16 protein-coding genes are annotated in these 15802 nt (G+C 47.9%); 14 read left to right on the top strand and 2 right to left on the bottom strand.

Features of this window, described 5'->3' with window-relative positions; translation table 11 throughout:
- Positions 1-7: 7 nt before the first annotated feature.
- From U2H13_RS11850 to U2H13_RS11815, 8 genes are all read left to right on the top strand, one after another.
- Entirely contained in the window at positions 8-2077 is a 2070-nt protein-coding gene (locus tag U2H13_RS11850) for a sigma 54-interacting transcriptional regulator (protein WP_376700476.1), read from the top strand.
- Positions 2078-2199: 122 nt separating this feature from the next.
- Entirely contained in the window at positions 2200-3093 is an 894-nt protein-coding gene (yqiS, locus tag U2H13_RS11845) for a phosphate butyryltransferase (protein WP_014418338.1), read from the top strand.
- 13 nt (positions 3094-3106) lie between these two features.
- Entirely contained in the window at positions 3107-4201 is a 1095-nt protein-coding gene (gene bcd, locus U2H13_RS11840) for a branched-chain amino acid dehydrogenase (RefSeq protein ID WP_007612452.1), read from the top strand.
- Positions 4202-4218: 17 nt separating this feature from the next.
- Positions 4219-5334: a butyrate kinase gene (gene buk, locus U2H13_RS11835; protein WP_014721483.1), complete on the top strand. Its 1116-nt coding sequence runs from the start codon at positions 4219-4221 to the stop codon at positions 5332-5334.
- The gene (lpdA, locus tag U2H13_RS11830) at positions 5324-6745 is read left to right on the top strand and encodes a dihydrolipoyl dehydrogenase (protein WP_014418337.1); all 1422 of its coding nucleotides are present in this window, start codon (positions 5324-5326) and stop codon (positions 6743-6745) included. Before buk ends, lpdA begins: the two co-directional genes overlap by 11 nt.
- 22 nt (positions 6746-6767) lie before the next feature.
- Complete coding sequence (locus U2H13_RS11825) at positions 6768-7760, top strand: thiamine pyrophosphate-dependent dehydrogenase E1 component subunit alpha (protein ID WP_032874085.1); 993 nt, start codon at positions 6768-6770, stop codon at positions 7758-7760.
- 12 nt (positions 7761-7772) lie between these two features.
- Positions 7773-8756: a 3-methyl-2-oxobutanoate dehydrogenase subunit beta gene (bfmBAB, locus tag U2H13_RS11820; RefSeq protein WP_014418335.1), complete on the top strand. Its 984-nt coding sequence runs from the start codon at positions 7773-7775 to the stop codon at positions 8754-8756.
- A gap of 21 nt (positions 8757-8777) precedes the next feature.
- On the top strand, positions 8778-10040 hold the full coding sequence (locus U2H13_RS11815; protein ID WP_128496714.1) for a dihydrolipoamide acetyltransferase family protein: 1263 nt from the start codon (positions 8778-8780) through the stop codon (positions 10038-10040).
- 43 nt (positions 10041-10083) lie between these two features.
- Here U2H13_RS11815 and U2H13_RS11810 read toward each other — a convergent pair whose 3' ends face one another.
- Positions 10084-10980 carry a YegS/Rv2252/BmrU family lipid kinase gene (locus U2H13_RS11810; RefSeq protein ID WP_022552989.1) on the bottom strand — a complete coding sequence of 299 codons (897 nt, stop codon included), beginning with the start codon at positions 10978-10980 and terminating at the stop codon, positions 10084-10086.
- 178 nt (positions 10981-11158) lie between these two features.
- Between U2H13_RS11810 and brxB the strand changes: the two genes are divergently transcribed.
- From brxB to U2H13_RS11780, 6 genes are all read left to right on the top strand, one after another.
- A complete protein-coding gene (gene brxB / locus U2H13_RS11805) occupies positions 11159-11596 on the top strand; it encodes a bacilliredoxin BrxB (protein ID WP_015417784.1) in 438 nt (145 codons plus the stop codon).
- A 245-nt stretch (positions 11597-11841) separates the two neighbouring features.
- Complete coding sequence (locus U2H13_RS11800) at positions 11842-12609, top strand: transporter substrate-binding domain-containing protein (protein WP_015240174.1); 768 nt, start codon at positions 11842-11844, stop codon at positions 12607-12609.
- Between the two features lie 61 nt (positions 12610-12670).
- The gene (locus U2H13_RS11795) at positions 12671-13330 is read left to right on the top strand and encodes an amino acid ABC transporter permease (protein ID WP_003153227.1); all 660 of its coding nucleotides are present in this window, start codon (positions 12671-12673) and stop codon (positions 13328-13330) included.
- Positions 13323-14045 (top strand): amino acid ABC transporter ATP-binding protein, encoded by a 723-nt coding sequence (locus U2H13_RS11790; RefSeq protein WP_094296026.1) that lies wholly within the window; start codon positions 13323-13325, stop codon positions 14043-14045. The genes U2H13_RS11795 and U2H13_RS11790 overlap by 8 nt, the downstream gene beginning before the upstream one ends.
- Positions 14046-14121: 76 nt before the next feature.
- Positions 14122-15075, top strand: a complete 954-nt coding sequence (locus U2H13_RS11785) for an aromatic acid exporter family protein (RefSeq protein WP_029326084.1) — start codon at positions 14122-14124, stop codon at positions 15073-15075.
- 69 nt (positions 15076-15144) lie between these two features.
- Entirely contained in the window at positions 15145-15675 is a 531-nt protein-coding gene (locus tag U2H13_RS11780; RefSeq protein WP_017418105.1) for a L,D-transpeptidase, read from the top strand.
- A gap of 13 nt (positions 15676-15688) precedes the next feature.
- On the opposite strand, the gene prli42 is transcribed toward U2H13_RS11780, so the two are convergent.
- Positions 15689-15784 carry a stressosome-associated protein Prli42 gene (gene prli42, locus U2H13_RS11775; protein WP_007408390.1) on the bottom strand — a complete coding sequence of 32 codons (96 nt, stop codon included), beginning with the start codon at positions 15782-15784 and terminating at the stop codon, positions 15689-15691.
- Positions 15785-15802: the final 18 nt, after the last annotated feature.

Here is a 15802-nt window from a genome sequence, read left to right as displayed (position 1 = left end):
TATCGGGATGCAGAAGGTGCTGATTATAGGTGCTGGTAAAGGAGGCACGGCGCTCCTACAGATTTTGATGAAAACAAAGCTGATCCGGATTATTGCGGTGGTTGATCAAGATCCGGAGGTGCAAGGGCTGCAAGAAGCCCGGAAATATGGAATTGCAACCTCATCAGATTGGAAACCTTACATAACCGAAGATATAGATATTATCATCCATACAACAGGCGATAAAGCGGTCATGGATGAGCTGCTCCATGAGAAAAAAGAACAAACCATCGTCATGCCGGGAAAATTGGCGTACATGGTGTTTCAGCTGATGGAGGAAAAACAGCAGCTTATCCAAATGCTCAAGTCGCAGACGTATAAGCATGACCGGATTTTTAATTCAACGCACGACGGCATGATTTTTATAGACGTCAACGAAACGATCATTTTATTTAATCAGATGGCAGAAAAAATGGTCGGCCAAAAACGGGAGGATGTCATCGGCCGCCAAATTAAAGACGTAGTGCCGAACACAAAGCTGCCGCGGATTCTGGAAACGAGAGAGCCGGAATATAACCAGAAGCAGCTTCTCGGAAAGCACCTGCAGATTGTCACGACAAGACTGCCGATCATTGATGAAGGCGGAAAACTTCTCGGCGCGTTATGCGTGTTTAAAGACATCACCGATGCAGTTGAACTGGCGGAAGAGGTCACGAACTTAAAACAAATCCGCACCATGCTTGAAGCGATTATTCAATCCTCAGACGAGGCCATTTCCGTCGTTGATGAAAACGGCATCGGAATGTTAATCAACAAAGCGTATACAAAAATGACCGGGCTGTCAGAAAGCGAAGTCATCGGAAAACCCGCTTCCACCGATATCTCAGAAGGGGAAAGCATGCACCTGAAAGTATTGGGGACAAGGCGGCCCGTGCGGGGTGTGAGGATGAAGGTCGGCCCCAATAAAAAGGATGTCATCGTAAATGTTGCCCCTGTTATTGTGGACGGTATTTTAAAAGGCAGCGTCGGCGTCATTCACGATGTGTCAGAAATTAAAACGCTGACTGCTGAGCTGAATCGGGCGCGCCAGATCATCCGCACGCTTGAAGCGAAATACACGTTTGATGACATTATCGGCACGAGTGAACAAATGCTGGTCGCCCTTGAACAGGCGAAGCTCGGGGCGAAAACGCCGGCGACGATTCTGCTGCGGGGAGAATCCGGCACAGGAAAAGAACTTTTCGCCCACGCCATCCATAATGAAAGCGACCGAAAATACAATAAATTCATCCGGGTCAATTGTGCGGCCCTTTCTGAATCCCTGCTAGAATCCGAGCTTTTCGGCTATGAGGAAGGCGCGTTTACGGGCGCGAGGCGCGGGGGCAAAAAAGGACTTTTTGAGGAAGCGAATAACGGCAGCATTTTCTTAGATGAAATCGGAGAGCTGACCCAAAGCACCCAGGCAAAGCTGCTCAGAGTTCTGCAGGAAAAAGAAATTATCAGAGTCGGCGGCGCTAAAGCGATTTCTGTCAATGTCAGAATTATCGCAGCGACAAACGTCAACATCGAAAAGGCCATGGCCGAAGGCGCGTTCCGTGAAGACCTGTATTACCGGATTAACCGCTATCCGATCTCAATCCCGCCGCTTCGGCAGCGCAAAGAAGATATTGAAGCGCTGAGCATTCGGCTCATTGAAAAAATCAATCAGGATTACGGCCGCAATGTAAAGGGGCTCGCGCCGAACGCGCTGCGTGCTTTATCAGCCTACAGCTGGCCGGGAAACGTCCGGGAGCTTGAAAATGTTCTCGGACGGGCAATGATATTTTTAGAGCCGCACATGGAACGGATCGAACAGCAGCATCTGCCTGTTTTTGAATCAGAGCTGAATGAAAAAAACGGCACCCAAAGTGATTTTCCGGATGTGGAAGGGGAAAAGCTGTCTCAGGCTGTTGAAAAATTTGAAGCACACGTCATTCAAAAAACGCTTGAAAAGCATAAATTCAACCGAACCAAAACGGCAAAAGCGCTTGGTGTCAGCATTCGGAATCTGTACTACAAAATGGACAAGTACGGCCTTGCAAATGACGGCATGCAATAAATTGCAGAGAAAGCGCAAACAGCTGCATGTTTTCTTGAAAAAAGCCGGAATAAACCCTCCCGCATATTTGGCACGGAACTTGCATTGTTAAAAGCGGATTCGCACAAGGAAGGTGGTACAAAATGAAGCTGAGAGACCTAGTTGAAAAAGCCGCGGCAAAAAACGCAAAAACCATTGCAGTGGCCCACGCAGCAGATAAAGAAGTGATCCAGGCCGTCAAAATGGCGGCAGAACACTTGTCGGCACGATTTTTACTGACGGGTGACAGCGGAAAGCTGAAAGAGCTTCTGGCAAATGAGCCGAAGTTCAATGCTGAAATCATCCACGCCGATTCACCCGAAGAATCTGCGGCAAAAGCAGTGCGCGCAGTGCGTGAACAAGAGGCGGACATTTTAATGAAAGGGAATCTCCCGAGCTCAACTCTTCTGAAATCGGTTTTAAACCGCCATGAAGGGCTTCGTTCAAAAAGGGTGTTATCACATGTAGCCGTTTTTGAGGTGCCGGACTATGACCGGCTGATGTATGTGACTGATTCAGCGCTGAACATTGCCCCGTCTCTTGAAGAGCTCGGGCATATTCTGCAAAATGCGGTTCATGTCGCACATTCAGTAGGGAACCCTATGCCGAAAGCCGCAGTCCTTGCCGCTATTGAAACGGTTAATCCGAAAATGGAGGCGACGCTGAACGCGGCTGCGATCGTCCAGATGTGCAACAGAGGACAGATTACCGGCTGCATTGCGGACGGACCGCTTGCTTTGGATAATGCCGTATCCCAAGCGGCTGCGCTGCAAAAAGGGATTTCCGGAAGCGTAGCGGGCCAGGCGGATATTCTCTTGGTTCCTTCAATCGAGGCCGGAAATATGCTTTATAAGTCAATGATTTATTTTGCGAAAGCAAATGTTGCTGCCGTCATCGCCGGTGCAAAAGCGCCGATCGCATTAACGAGCAGAGCGGATACCGCAGAAAATAAACTGTATTCAATTGCGCTTGCGATTTGCGCATCACAAGAACAGTAGGAGGAACGAACCTATGGAAATTTTTAAATATATGGAGACTTATGATTACGAACAATTGGTATTCTGCCAAGATGAACAATCCGGATTAAAAGCGATCATCGCGATTCATGATACGACGCTCGGCCCTGCACTCGGCGGAACAAGAATGTGGACATATGACAGTGAAGAAGCGGCGATTGAAGATGCACTAAGACTCGCAAAAGGCATGACTTATAAAAATGCGGCTGCCGGTTTAAACTTAGGCGGCGGGAAAACCGTTATTATCGGAGACCCGCGCAAAGATAAAAATGAAGAAATGTTCCGCGCGTTCGGCCGGTACATCCAAGGCTTAAACGGAAGGTATATTACGGCGGAAGACGTCGGCACCACCGTGGAAGATATGGACATCATTCATGATGAAACAGACTATGTAACCGGAATTTCTCCGGCATTCGGTTCATCAGGAAATCCGTCCCCGGTTACGGCGTACGGCGTCTATAAAGGGATGAAAGCCGCAGCGAAAGCGGCGTTTGGCACTGATTCACTGGAAGGTAAAACAATTGCCGTGCAAGGCGTGGGAAATGTGGCTTATAATCTATGCCGCCACCTTCACGAAGAAGGCGCTTCTTTAATCGTAACGGATATCAATAAAGAATCTGTTAAACGTGCTGTTGAGGACTTCGGCGCCCGCGCAGTTGATCCCGACGACATTTACTCACAGGCGTGCGATATTTATGCCCCATGTGCTCTCGGCGCCGTCATTAACGATGACACGATTAAACAGCTGAAGGCGAAAGTCATTGCGGGAGCGGCCAATAACCAGCTGAAAGAAACACGTCACGGCGATACCATTCATGAAATGGGAATCGTGTACGCTCCGGATTATGTCATCAATGCAGGCGGCGTCATCAATGTAGCCGATGAGCTTTACGGCTACAATGCTGAGCGGGCTTTGAAGAAGGTTGAGGGCATCTATGCAAACATTGAGCGGGTGCTCGATATTTCCGCGCGTGACGGCATTCCGACATACTTAGCGGCTGACCGTTTGGCTGAGGAACGAATTGAGCGCATGCGCCGTTCAAGAAGCCAGTTTCTGCAAAACGGCCAAAGTATATTAAGCAGAAGATAGAAATTTGATCTGGAGGTATGAAAATGTTCGAAAAGGAAAAACGCATTCTCATTCTGAATCCAGGCTCAACATCAACGAAAATCGGTGTCTTTCACAATGAACGCTGTATCTTTGAAAAGACGCTGCGGCATCCCGAAGAAGAGCTGAAAACATTTAACAGTATTATCGACCAATACGAATTTCGAAAAATAAGCATTCTTGAGTCTTTGCACGAACAGGGCATCAACATTTCAAAGTTCGATGCCGTTTGTGCCAGAGGCGGCCTGCTCAGACCGATTGAGGGCGGCACATATGAAGTGAATGACGCCATGATCACTGATTTGAAAAACGGCTACAACGGCCAGCATGCTTCTAATCTGGGCGGAATTATTGCCAGGGAAATAGCTGACGGATTAAATATTCCCGCGTATATCGTCGATCCGGTCGTGGTGGATGAGATGACTCCGCTCGCTAAAGTATCAGGAATGCCTGAAATCAAGCGGAAAAGCATTTTCCATGCTTTGAACCAAAAAGCTGTTGCCCGTCAGGCGGCGGCATCCCTCGGCAAACGGTATGAACAGATGAAGATGATCGTCACTCATATGGGCGGCGGCACCACAGTCGGTGTCCATGATTGCGGACGGGTGACAGATGTCAACAACGGGCTTCACGGAGAAGGCCCCTTCAGCCCGGAGCGCGCGGGAACCGTTCCGGCGGGTGATTTGGTGGAAATGTGTTTTTCCGGCAAGTATTCAAAAGCCGATATGATGAAAAAACTTGTCGGCACGGGCGGACTCTCCGGCTACCTGGGGACAACGGACGCGGTCAAAGTGGAAAAACGCATTCAGGCCGGAGATGAAAACGCGCGTCTCATTTATGACGCCATGGCTTATCAAGTAGCAAAAGAAATCGGGGCGGCAAGCGCCGTTTTAAAAGGAAAAGTAGACATTATCGTCCTGACGGGCGGATTGGCGTACGGGAAAAGTTTCGTATCCGCTATCAGATCGTACATAGATTGGATTTCGGATGTACTGGTGTACCCGGGAGAAAATGAACTGCAATCTCTCGCGCAAGGCGCGCTTCGGGTTTTAGCCGGTGAGGAGCAGTCAAAGCAATATCAGATCGGCGAAGGAGTGAAAACAAATGGCGACTGAGTATGATGTGGTCATTCTGGGCGGCGGCACAGGCGGTTATGTAGCCGCCATCAGAGCGGCCCAGCTCGGCTTAAAAACGGCCGTTGTAGAAAAAGAAAAGCTCGGCGGAACATGCCTGCATAAAGGATGTATTCCGAGTAAAGCGCTGTTAAGAAGCGCGGAAGTGTACCGAACCGCAAAGGAAGCGGCAGCATTCGGCATTGAAACGGAAGGTGTCTCCCTCCGCTTTGACAGCGTGCAAAAACGAAAGCAGGGAATCGTTGACCGGCTGGCCGGCGGTGTCGCCCACTTGATGAAAAAGGGGAAGATTGATGTATTCAACGGGTACGGACGTATGCTCGGCCCTTCCATCTTCTCACCTCTTCCCGGTACAGTTTCCGTCGAATACGCAAATGGTGAAGAAAACGACATGCTGATACCGAAACAATTGATTATCGCAACCGGTTCAAGGCCGAAAATGCTGCCGGGTTTAGAAGCAGACGGTACATATATTCTGACATCAGATGAAGCGTTAGAGCTTGAACGTCTGCCCCAATCCATGATGATCGTCGGCGGCGGTGTCATCGGAATTGAATGGGCATCCATGCTGAACGATTTCGGCGTCAATATCACTGTGATTGAATATGCGGACCGCATTTTGCCGACTGAAGACCGTGATATTTCAAGCGAGATGGAAAAACTGTTAACGAAAAAAGGAATTAAAATCGTGACGGGTGCGAAAGTGCTTCCGGATACATTGGAAAAAGCGGACGGCGTTTCAATTGCCGCTGAAAAGAATGGAAAAAAAGAAACGTATCACGCGGAACAAATGCTTGTTTCCATCGGCCGCCAGCCGAACATTGAAGGGATCGGCCTTGAAAACACGGACATTGAAGCGGAAAACGGTTCTATCATCGTGAACGAAGCCGGGCAGACGAAGGAATCGCACATTTATGCGATCGGTGATGTTGTCGGCGGGCTGCAGCTTGCGCATGTGGCCTCCCGTGAAGGCATCATTGCCGTTGAGCATATGGCGGGTCTTAATCCGGCTCCGCTTGATGCCGCTCTTGTGCCGAAATGCATTTATTCAAATCCGGAAGCGGCGAGCGTCGGTCTGACAGAAGAGGAAGCTCTTCGAAAAGGGCATGAACTGAAAATCGGGAAGTTTCCGTTCATGGCGATCGGAAAGGCTCTTGTATACGGAGAAAGCGACGGCTTTGTCAAAATCGTCGCCGATCGGAATACAGATGATATTCTCGGTGTTCATATGATCGGCCCGCACGTCACCGATATGATCTCTGAAGCGGGGCTTGCCAAGGTGCTCGATGCGACGCCTTGGGAAATCGGCCAGTCCATACATCCGCATCCGTCGCTGTCAGAAGCGATTGGAGAAGCTGCGTTAGCCGCAGACGGAAACGCGATTCATTTTTAAAAGGAAAGAAGGAGGGGTTTGAATGACTACAAACCGCCATCAAGCATTAGGGCTCTCTGACGAAGAAGCCGTTGAAATGTATAGAACCATGCTGTTAGCCAGAAAAATCGACGAAAGAATGTGGCTCTTAAACCGCTCGGGCAAAATTCCGTTCGTTGTTTCATGTCAAGGACAGGAAGCGGCACAAGTAGGCGCGGCCTATGCCTTAAACCGTGATACCGACTATGTACTTCCTTACTACAGAGATATAGGGGTTGTGCTTGCATTCGGTATGACTGCAAAGGATTTGATGATGTCCGGTTTTGCGAAAGCGGCTGACCCGAACTCAGGCGGAAGGCAGATGCCGGGCCACTTCGGGCAAAAGGAAAACAGAATCGTAACGGGCTCATCCCCTGTTACGACGCAGGTTCCTCATGCGGTCGGAATCGCGCTTGCGGGACGCATGGATAAAAAGGATATCGTCTCTTTTGTTACCTTTGGAGAAGGATCTTCCAACCAGGGGGATTTTCACGAAGGGGCAAACTTTGCCGCCGTGTATAAACTGCCGGTCATTTTCATGTGTGAAAACAATAAGTATGCCATTTCTGTCCCGTATGACAAACAGGTGGCGTGCGAGAAAATATCCGACCGGGCGGCAGGCTACGGCATGCCGGGAGTCACTGTTGACGGAAACGACCTGCTGGAAGTTTACCGAGTCGTAAAAGAAGCGCGCGAACGGGCGTCTAAAGGCGAAGGCCCTACATTAATAGAAACGGTTTCCTACCGTTTGACGCCGCATTCCAGTGATGACGACGACAGCAGCTACAGAGAACGCGAAGAAGTAGAAGAAGCGAAGAAACAAGATCCGCTTCTTTTATACAAAGCATACTTGCAAGAAGCCGGGCTTCTAGGTGAAGAAGAAGAAAAGACCATGCTGGATGACATCATGGCTATCGTAAACGAAGCGACAGACGAAGCGGAGAAAGCGCCATACGCATCTCCTGAATCAACGCTTGATCACGTTTATGCGAAGTAGGGAGGAATACTTATGTCTGTAATGTCTTATATTGACAGTATTAATGCAGCAATGAAAGAAGAAATGGAAAGAGATCCGCGCGTGTTTGTTCTCGGGGAAGACGTCGGGAGAAAAGGCGGCGTGTTTAAAGCAACGGCGGGTCTCTATGAACAGTTCGGAGAAGAGCGCGTGATGGATACGCCGCTTGCTGAATCAGCGATTGCCGGTGTCGGGATCGGCGCCGCGATGTACGGCATGCGTCCGATTGCCGAGATGCAGTTTGCCGATTTCATTCTGCCTGCGGTCAACCAAATCATTTCAGAAGCGGCAAAAATACGCTACCGTTCAAACAATGATTGGAGCTGTCCGATGGTCATCAGAGCGCCTTACGGCGGCGGCGTGCACGGCGCGTTGTATCATTCCCAATCTGTGGAGGCCATTTTTGCCAACCAGCCGGGCCTTAAAATTGTCATGCCTTCAACTCCTTATGACGCAAAAGGGCTGTTGAAAGCTGCAGTCCGTGACGAAGATCCGGTGCTGTTTTTCGAACATAAGAGGGCGTACCGCCTGATTAAAGGCGAAGTCCCTGCGGATGATTACGTCCTTCCGATCGGAAAGGCGGATGTAAAACGCGAAGGCAGCGACATTACTGTCATTACGTACGGATTATGCGTCCATTTTGCTCTGCAGGCTGCCGAGCGTCTTGAAAAAGACGGAATTTCCACGCACGTATTAGACTTGCGTACGGTTTATCCGTTAGATAAAGAAGCCATCATTGAAGCCGCGTCTAAAACGGGAAAAGTATTGCTGATCACGGAAGATACGAAAGAAGGCGGTATTATGAGCGAGGTCGCCGCCATTATTTCTGAAAACTGCTTATTTGATTTAGACGCGCCGATCAAGCGGCTTGCAGGTCCTGACGTTCCGGCAATGCCTTATGCGCCGACAATGGAAAAATACTTCATGATGAATCCTGACAAAGCAGAAGCCGCGATGAGAGAATTAGCGGAGTTTTAAAGACGTAAGGAGGTTTTTGACATGGCGATTGAACAAATGGCTATGCCTCAGCTCGGAGAGAGCGTGACGGAAGGGACGATCAGCAAGTGGCTGGTATCCCCCGGTGATCAAGTGAATAAATATGACCCCATCGCGGAGGTCATGACAGATAAAGTGAACGCGGAGGTGCCGTCTTCTTTTACCGGTACGATTACAGAACTTGTAGGAGAAGAAGGCCAGACTCTTGCAGTCGGCGAGATCATCTGCAAAATTGAAACAGAAGAAACGGAAACCGAAGAGGCGCCGAAGCGGGAAGAAGAGCAGAATACCCCTTCAGACACCGATGCAAACCTCCAAGGTAAAGATCAGTCAAATAAAGCGCGTTATTCGCCGGCCGTGCTCAGATTAGCGGGAGAACACGGCATTCAGCTTGAAGAAGTTGAAGGAACGGGTGCAGGCGGAAGAATTACGCGAAAAGACATTCAAAAGATCATTGATTCGGGAATGAAGCAGAAATCGGAAGCACCGGCGCCGGCTGCTGTTCAAACAACGCAACAAGCGCCGAAACAACAGCAAAAACAAGCACCGGCACCCGCTCTGTCAGCCGGTGATATTGAAATTCCGGTTACAGGCGTCAGAAAAGCCATCGCCGCCAATATGCATAAAAGCAAAACAGAAATTCCGCATGCCTGGACGATGATGGAAGTCGACGTCACGAACATGACGGCGTACAGAAACAGCATTAAAGACTCATTTAAACAAAAAGAAGGCTTTAATTTAACGTTTTTCGCTTTCTTTGTAAAAGCGGCGGCGCAGGCTCTCAAAGAGTTCCCGCAGATGAACAGCATGTGGGCGGGAGACAAAATCGTCCAAAAGAAAGACATCAACATCTCCATTGCCGTTGCCACGGAAGATTCGCTGTTTGTTCCGGTTATTAAGCATGCTGATGAAAAAACGATTAAAGGCATAGCCAGAGAAATAACGGACCTTGCGAAAAAAGTGAGAAACGGAAAACTTACCGCGGAAGATATGCAGGGCGGCACATTTACCGTCAATAACACGGGATCTTTCGGCTCAGTTCAATCTATGGGCATTATCAACCATCCGCAGGCGGCGATTCTTCAGGTAGAATCTATCGTCAAACGTCCGGTTGTCATGAATAACGGGATGATCGCCGTTCGTGATATGGTTAATCTTTGCCTGTCTTTAGATCACAGAGTGCTCGACGGGCTCGTGTGCGGCCGATTCCTCGGACGCGTCAAAGAGATCTTAGAAAACATTGATGAACATACGTCAGTCTATTAAAAAAACTCCTTTTGCCCGGGCGGCAAAAGGAGTTTTTTTATTTTCATTGTGAATCCTCGGGAACAAGCATAGTGAGATGATGTTTTTTCACTTCGATCGTACAAGGTGTTGTTCCGTATACCTCGCCATCTGTATCCGCGTCCATTTCACGTCCGGTTTCGATTTCAATCCTGGAGGCCTGAATATAGGACAGCTCCCCTTTGAAATCATCAAATGAACCCTGCTCCATCGTCATCAGCTCCCGCAACGCGGCAAGGCTTGTGTTACGGCAGATTAACACATCGGCTAAGCCGTCCCGGAGGCTGGCATCAGGCAGGGGAACTCTGTTTGTCCCGATATAATGCCCGTTCATGACAAGCACCATTACGGCTTCGTCTTCTTTCACCTCGCCGTCAATCGTCAATTTGACAGGAAACGGGTTCGCGCTTGTCATCGTCCGCAAGGCGCTCGTGAAGTAGCTGATTTTACCAAGCCATGCTTTTTCAGTTTCATTAATATGGCTTGATGCTTCGGTGATCAATCCGATGCCCCAGAAGTTCAGAAAATAGCCGTCATCCGTTTTACAGACGTCAATCATCTGTTTATGTCCGGCCGCGAGCGCTTCAGCGGCCTTTTGAAGGTTTTGCGGGATGCCGAGCGCCCGGGAGAAATCGTTGCACGTTCCTCCCGGCAAAATGCCGACAGCGGGTCTGTGATCAAGCTTGCTGATGCTGTTGATGCATTGATGCACAGTGCCGTCCCCGCCTAAAATATATAAATGGTCAACTGAACTGTCGAGATTTTCACAATACTGACGGGCATCATCCTGATGTTTGGTCGGTTTAATCAAAAGTTCGTCAGCTGACTGGGCCAAAATGGGGACGACCGTGCCGAGGGTTTTATCAATCTGTTTTTGACCGGCGTTTCCGTTATAAATTAATACTGCTTTCCGTTGGCTCATACGACTGCTCCTTTATTTCAGACAATCTCCTTAACAAGTTTCCCGTTTTTAAAAGGTCATAAACTTACATCGGGAACATAAAAGGGTCAAAAAACAATTGGTTATGAGCGGTGTCATTTGCCGATAGGGAGGTTCCTTGCTATCATAAGAAGAGATGATCAAAAAGGAGAGGTCCCAGTTGAATATGGATTTTAATTTATTTATGAATGATGTCGTGCGTCAAGCCCGCCAGGAAATCACGGCCGCGGGGTATACAGAGCTGAAAACCGCTGAGGAAGTGGACGATGCGCTTTCGAAAAAAGGAACGACACTCGTTATGGTCAACTCTGTGTGCGGATGCGCAGGCGGTATTGCACGGCCTGCCGCGTACCATTCCGTACATTACGATAAACGCCCGGATCAGCTTGTGACGGTATTTGCCGGACAGGATAAAGAAGCGACAGCCAAAGCGAGAGAATACTTTGAAGGCTATCCGCCGTCCTCTCCGTCATTTGCCATTTTAAAAGACGGGAAAATCATGAAAATGGTGGAACGCCATGAAATTGAAGGCCATGAGCCGATGGCCGTCGTCACAAAACTGCAGGAAGCATTTGAAGAATATTGTGAAGAAGTATAAGTGAAAGAAAAACCCCGGAGCCAAGCGCTTGCGGGGGTTTTTTATATGGAATCTGTATAAATATAAATATTTATACATCGGCGTTCAACTGTCACTAATCTGAAAAACAATGACTATAATAAACACAGAAAGGAAAATATATTTTTCAAAAATAGTATTGCATCACACTTAAAAAGTGTTTAAAATACAAGTTAACGAATAAATATTCAATTTTAAGAGATCAGTAGATATGGGGGAAATGAATCATGAAGAAATGGCTGTTGGTATTAGCTGCCGCATGTATCACCTTTGCGCTGTCCGCCTGCGGATCAGGCAATTCAGGATCAGAGGGCGGAAAGAACAAGCTGATTATGGGTACATCGGCTGACTATAAACCATTTGAATATAAAGACGGCGATCAGATCACCGGGTTTGACGTTGATCTGGCGAAAGCTCTGGGCAAAAAGACCGGCTATGACGTTGAGGTGCAGGACATGGACTTCAACAGCCTGATTACAGCCTTGAAGTCCAAGCAGGTAGATATGATTTTATCTGGAATGACACCTACGCCGGAACGGAAAAAGCAAGTTGATTTTTCTGATATTTATTATACTGCTAACAATATGATTGTTACGAAAAAGGGAAGCAGCATTAAATCCCTGAATGATCTGAAAGGCAAAACCGTCGGTGTGCAGCTCGGCTCCATTCAAGAGGAAAAAGGCAAGAAGCTCGCTTCGAAATACGGTTTTCAGCTCGAAGACCGCAACCGGATCTCAGATTTAACCGAAGAGATCAAATCCGGGCGTTTTGATGCCGCGATTATCGAAGACATCGTAGCACAAGGCTATTTCAGTTCAAATCAAGATCTGCAGGGCTTTGCGTCAGCAGATGCGAAATCAGACGAATCGGGCTCCGCGATTGCGTTCCGCAAAGACAGTGATCTGACAGCGAAGTTTAACAAAGCGCTGAAAGAAATGGAGAAAAACGGAGAAATCGAAAAACTGAAGAAAAAATGGTTCACCAACGAGAAATAAAAGAAAGCTCAACTTTTCGTTGAGCTTTTTATCTTGAATAAAGACAAAGGAGATCACACGTATGAATTTGGATTTCTCAGCGACAATCCCCCAAATTCCTTTTATATTGGAAGGCCTTGCGGTCACATTGAAAATTGTGCTCGTTTCAGCGGTCATCGGTCTTGTATTAGGAATCGTGCTCAGCTTATTTAAAATCAGCACGATCAGTCCGCTGAAATGGATTGCGGATTTTTATACTTCGATATTCCGCGGCACGCCGCTCGTGCTGCAGCTGATGATCATCTATTTCGGCATGCCGCAGCTCCTCGGCTTTCAGATCGATCAATTTTGGGCGGCAGTCACCGCATTATCGCTCAATTCAGCCGCTTACGTCTCTGAAATTATCAGAGCGGGAATCAACGCAATTGACAAAGGACAAAAAGAGGCTGCCGTCGCTCTCGGCGTGCCGTACGGAAAAATGATGAAAGATCTGCTGCTGCCGCAGGCGTTTAAAAACATTTCTCCGGCTATTATTAACGAATTAATCACCTTAACGAAAGAATCGGCGATCGTCACAGTTATCGGTCTCGGCGACATTATGAGACGGGCCTACCAGTCCGGCGCCGCAACATACAACTATTTAGAACCTCTTATTGTGGCGGGCTTAATCTATTACGTGCTCGTTTTGATCTTAGCATTCATCGGAAAAGGCGTAGAAAGGAAGCTGAAAGCCAATGATTAAGGTCGACAACCTGTCAAAATCATTCGGGAAACATGAAGTACTGAAAAACATTTCAACACAGATCGAAGAAGGGGAAGTCGTCGCTGTCATCGGCCCTTCAGGTTCCGGCAAATCAACGTTTCTGCGCTGCTTAAATCTGCTGGAAACCCCGAGCGGCGGAACGATTGCCATTAAAGAAAACGAAATTACCGCAGCTAAAACGAATAAACTGAAAGTGCGGGAAAATATCGGCATGGTATTTCAGCATTTTCATTTGTTTCCTCATAAAACGGTGCTTGAAAATATCACATACGCGCCGGTCAGCGTGAAGAAAGAGTCTAAAAAGGAGGCGGAGGAAAAGGCGTGCGCTCTCCTTGAAAAAGTCGGACTGCTTGACAAACGGAACGACTATCCGAACCGTTTGTCAGGCGGACAGAAGCAGCGGGTCGCCATCGCGCGGGCGCTTGCCATGAATCCTGACATCATGCTGTTTGATGAACCGACCTCGGCTCTTGACCCGGAAATGGTCAAAGAAGTTCTTGAGGTGATGAAAGAGCTTGCGCAGACGGGCATGACAATGGTGATCGTAACGCACGAAATGGGATTTGCCAAAGAAGTCGCAGACCGCGTATTATTTATGGATGAAGGGACGATCGTGGAAGACGGGCACCCGGAAGAATTTTTTCTTTCTCCGAAGTCAAAAAGAGCACAGGACTTTTTAGAAAAAATATTATAAAATATAACTGGAAGAAAAGAAGAAGAATGCTCTTCTTCTTTTTTTTGAGAAAGAAACAAACAGAATGGAGCAAGCAATGTTTAAAATCGGTTACCGCACACTAAAGACCGCACTTGGAACGGCGCTGGCCATTTATTTAGCCCAGCTGTTGCATCTGCAAAACTTCGCATCCGCAGGAATCATCACCATATTGTGCATCCAGATTACGCAAAAGCGGTCGCTTCAGGCCTCGTGGGCCCGATTTGCCGCCTGTTTATTGGCGATCGTCTTTTCATATGTCTTTTTCGGGCTGATCGGCTATTATCCGTTTGCGATCGGAATATTGCTGGTGCTGTTCATTCCGACTACAGTCGTTTTAAAAATAAACGAAGGGATCGTCACCAGCTCAGTAATCATTCTTCATTTATATATGTCCGGCGGCATTACGATGGCGTTTATCTGGAATGAGTTCCAGCTGATCACCGTAGGTATCGGCGTCGCGCTGTTAATGAATCTGTATATGCCGAGCCTCGACAGAAAACTCGCGGCGTACCGGAAAAAAATCGAGGACAACTTTTCCGTCATCTTCGCCGAAATCGAACGGTATTTGTTAACTGGTGAGCAAGATTGGTCGGGGAAGGAAATACCGGAGACGCATCAGATGATTCAAGAGGCGAAAAACCTCGCCTATCGGGACGTGCAGAATCATATTTTGCGCCATGAAAATCTTTACTATCATTATTTTAAGATGAGACAGAAACAATTTGAAATCATTGAACGGCTACTGCCGAAGATTACCTCTATTTCAATAACGGTGGAGCAGGGCAAAATAATCGCCCATTTCATCCGTGAATTAAGGGAAGCCATTCATCCCGGCAATACCGCTCATAAATTTTTAAAAAGACTTGCAGAAATGAGAACGGAATTTGAAGAAATGCCGCTCCCGGCAACGCGCGAGGAGTTTGAAGCGCGGGCGGCTTTGTTCCACCTCCTCGGTGAGATGGAACAATATCTCGTGATTAAAAGTTATTTCAAAGGCATAAAGCTGTAAAAAACATATGGATCAATCGCATGAGTCCTCCTTTCATTGGTCATTCTAATGAAAAAAGGAGGGGAGCCCATGCGATTTTTTTTATTGTCAGCCGCCCTGCTGCTGTCTCCGCTTTGGCCGCTTGGCGCAAACCCTTTGCCGGGTGACCCTTATATTATCGTCAATAAAGCCACAAATGCGCTTGCTGTTGTGAAGGATAACCGAATAGAAGGCATTTATCAGGTGGCGACGGGAAAAACGGATGATTTGACGCCTGAAGGAGAATTTACGATAACGGTCAAAGCCGTCAATCCGTATTACCGGAAGAAAAATGTAAAGGGAGGCGCGCCGGAAAACCCGCTCGGCGTCCGCTGGATCGGTTTTGACGCGAAAGGCACCGACGGCAGGATATACGGCATTCACGGAACAAACAGAGAAGAGCTGATCGGGGGGTTTGTATCGAACGGCTGCATCCGTATGAAAAACCGGGATGTCATCCGTATTTTCCGGATTATCCCTCCCGGAACGAAAGTATTGATTACAAAAGAAAACCGCTCATTCGAGGACATTGCAATAGAGCGGAAAGCCCTCATAAAAAAGCAGGAAACCCCCTTGCAATGAGGCGCCTGCTTTTTTACCGCAAATACATCATAATGCCTGAGAGGAGGGTTGAAAGTATAAATACGCCCAAAATGACGATGACGGCGCTTTTCATAAATTTTTGAGACATTGTTTCACTCCTTAAGAT

This window comes from Bacillus sp. A1 (genome assembly GCF_042296235.1).
Classification (GTDB): Bacteria; Bacillota; Bacilli; order Bacillales; family Bacillaceae; genus Bacillus; species Bacillus velezensis.
Note: the sequence above shows the minus strand (reverse complement) of the source record. Positions and strands in the feature narration are given on the sequence as shown.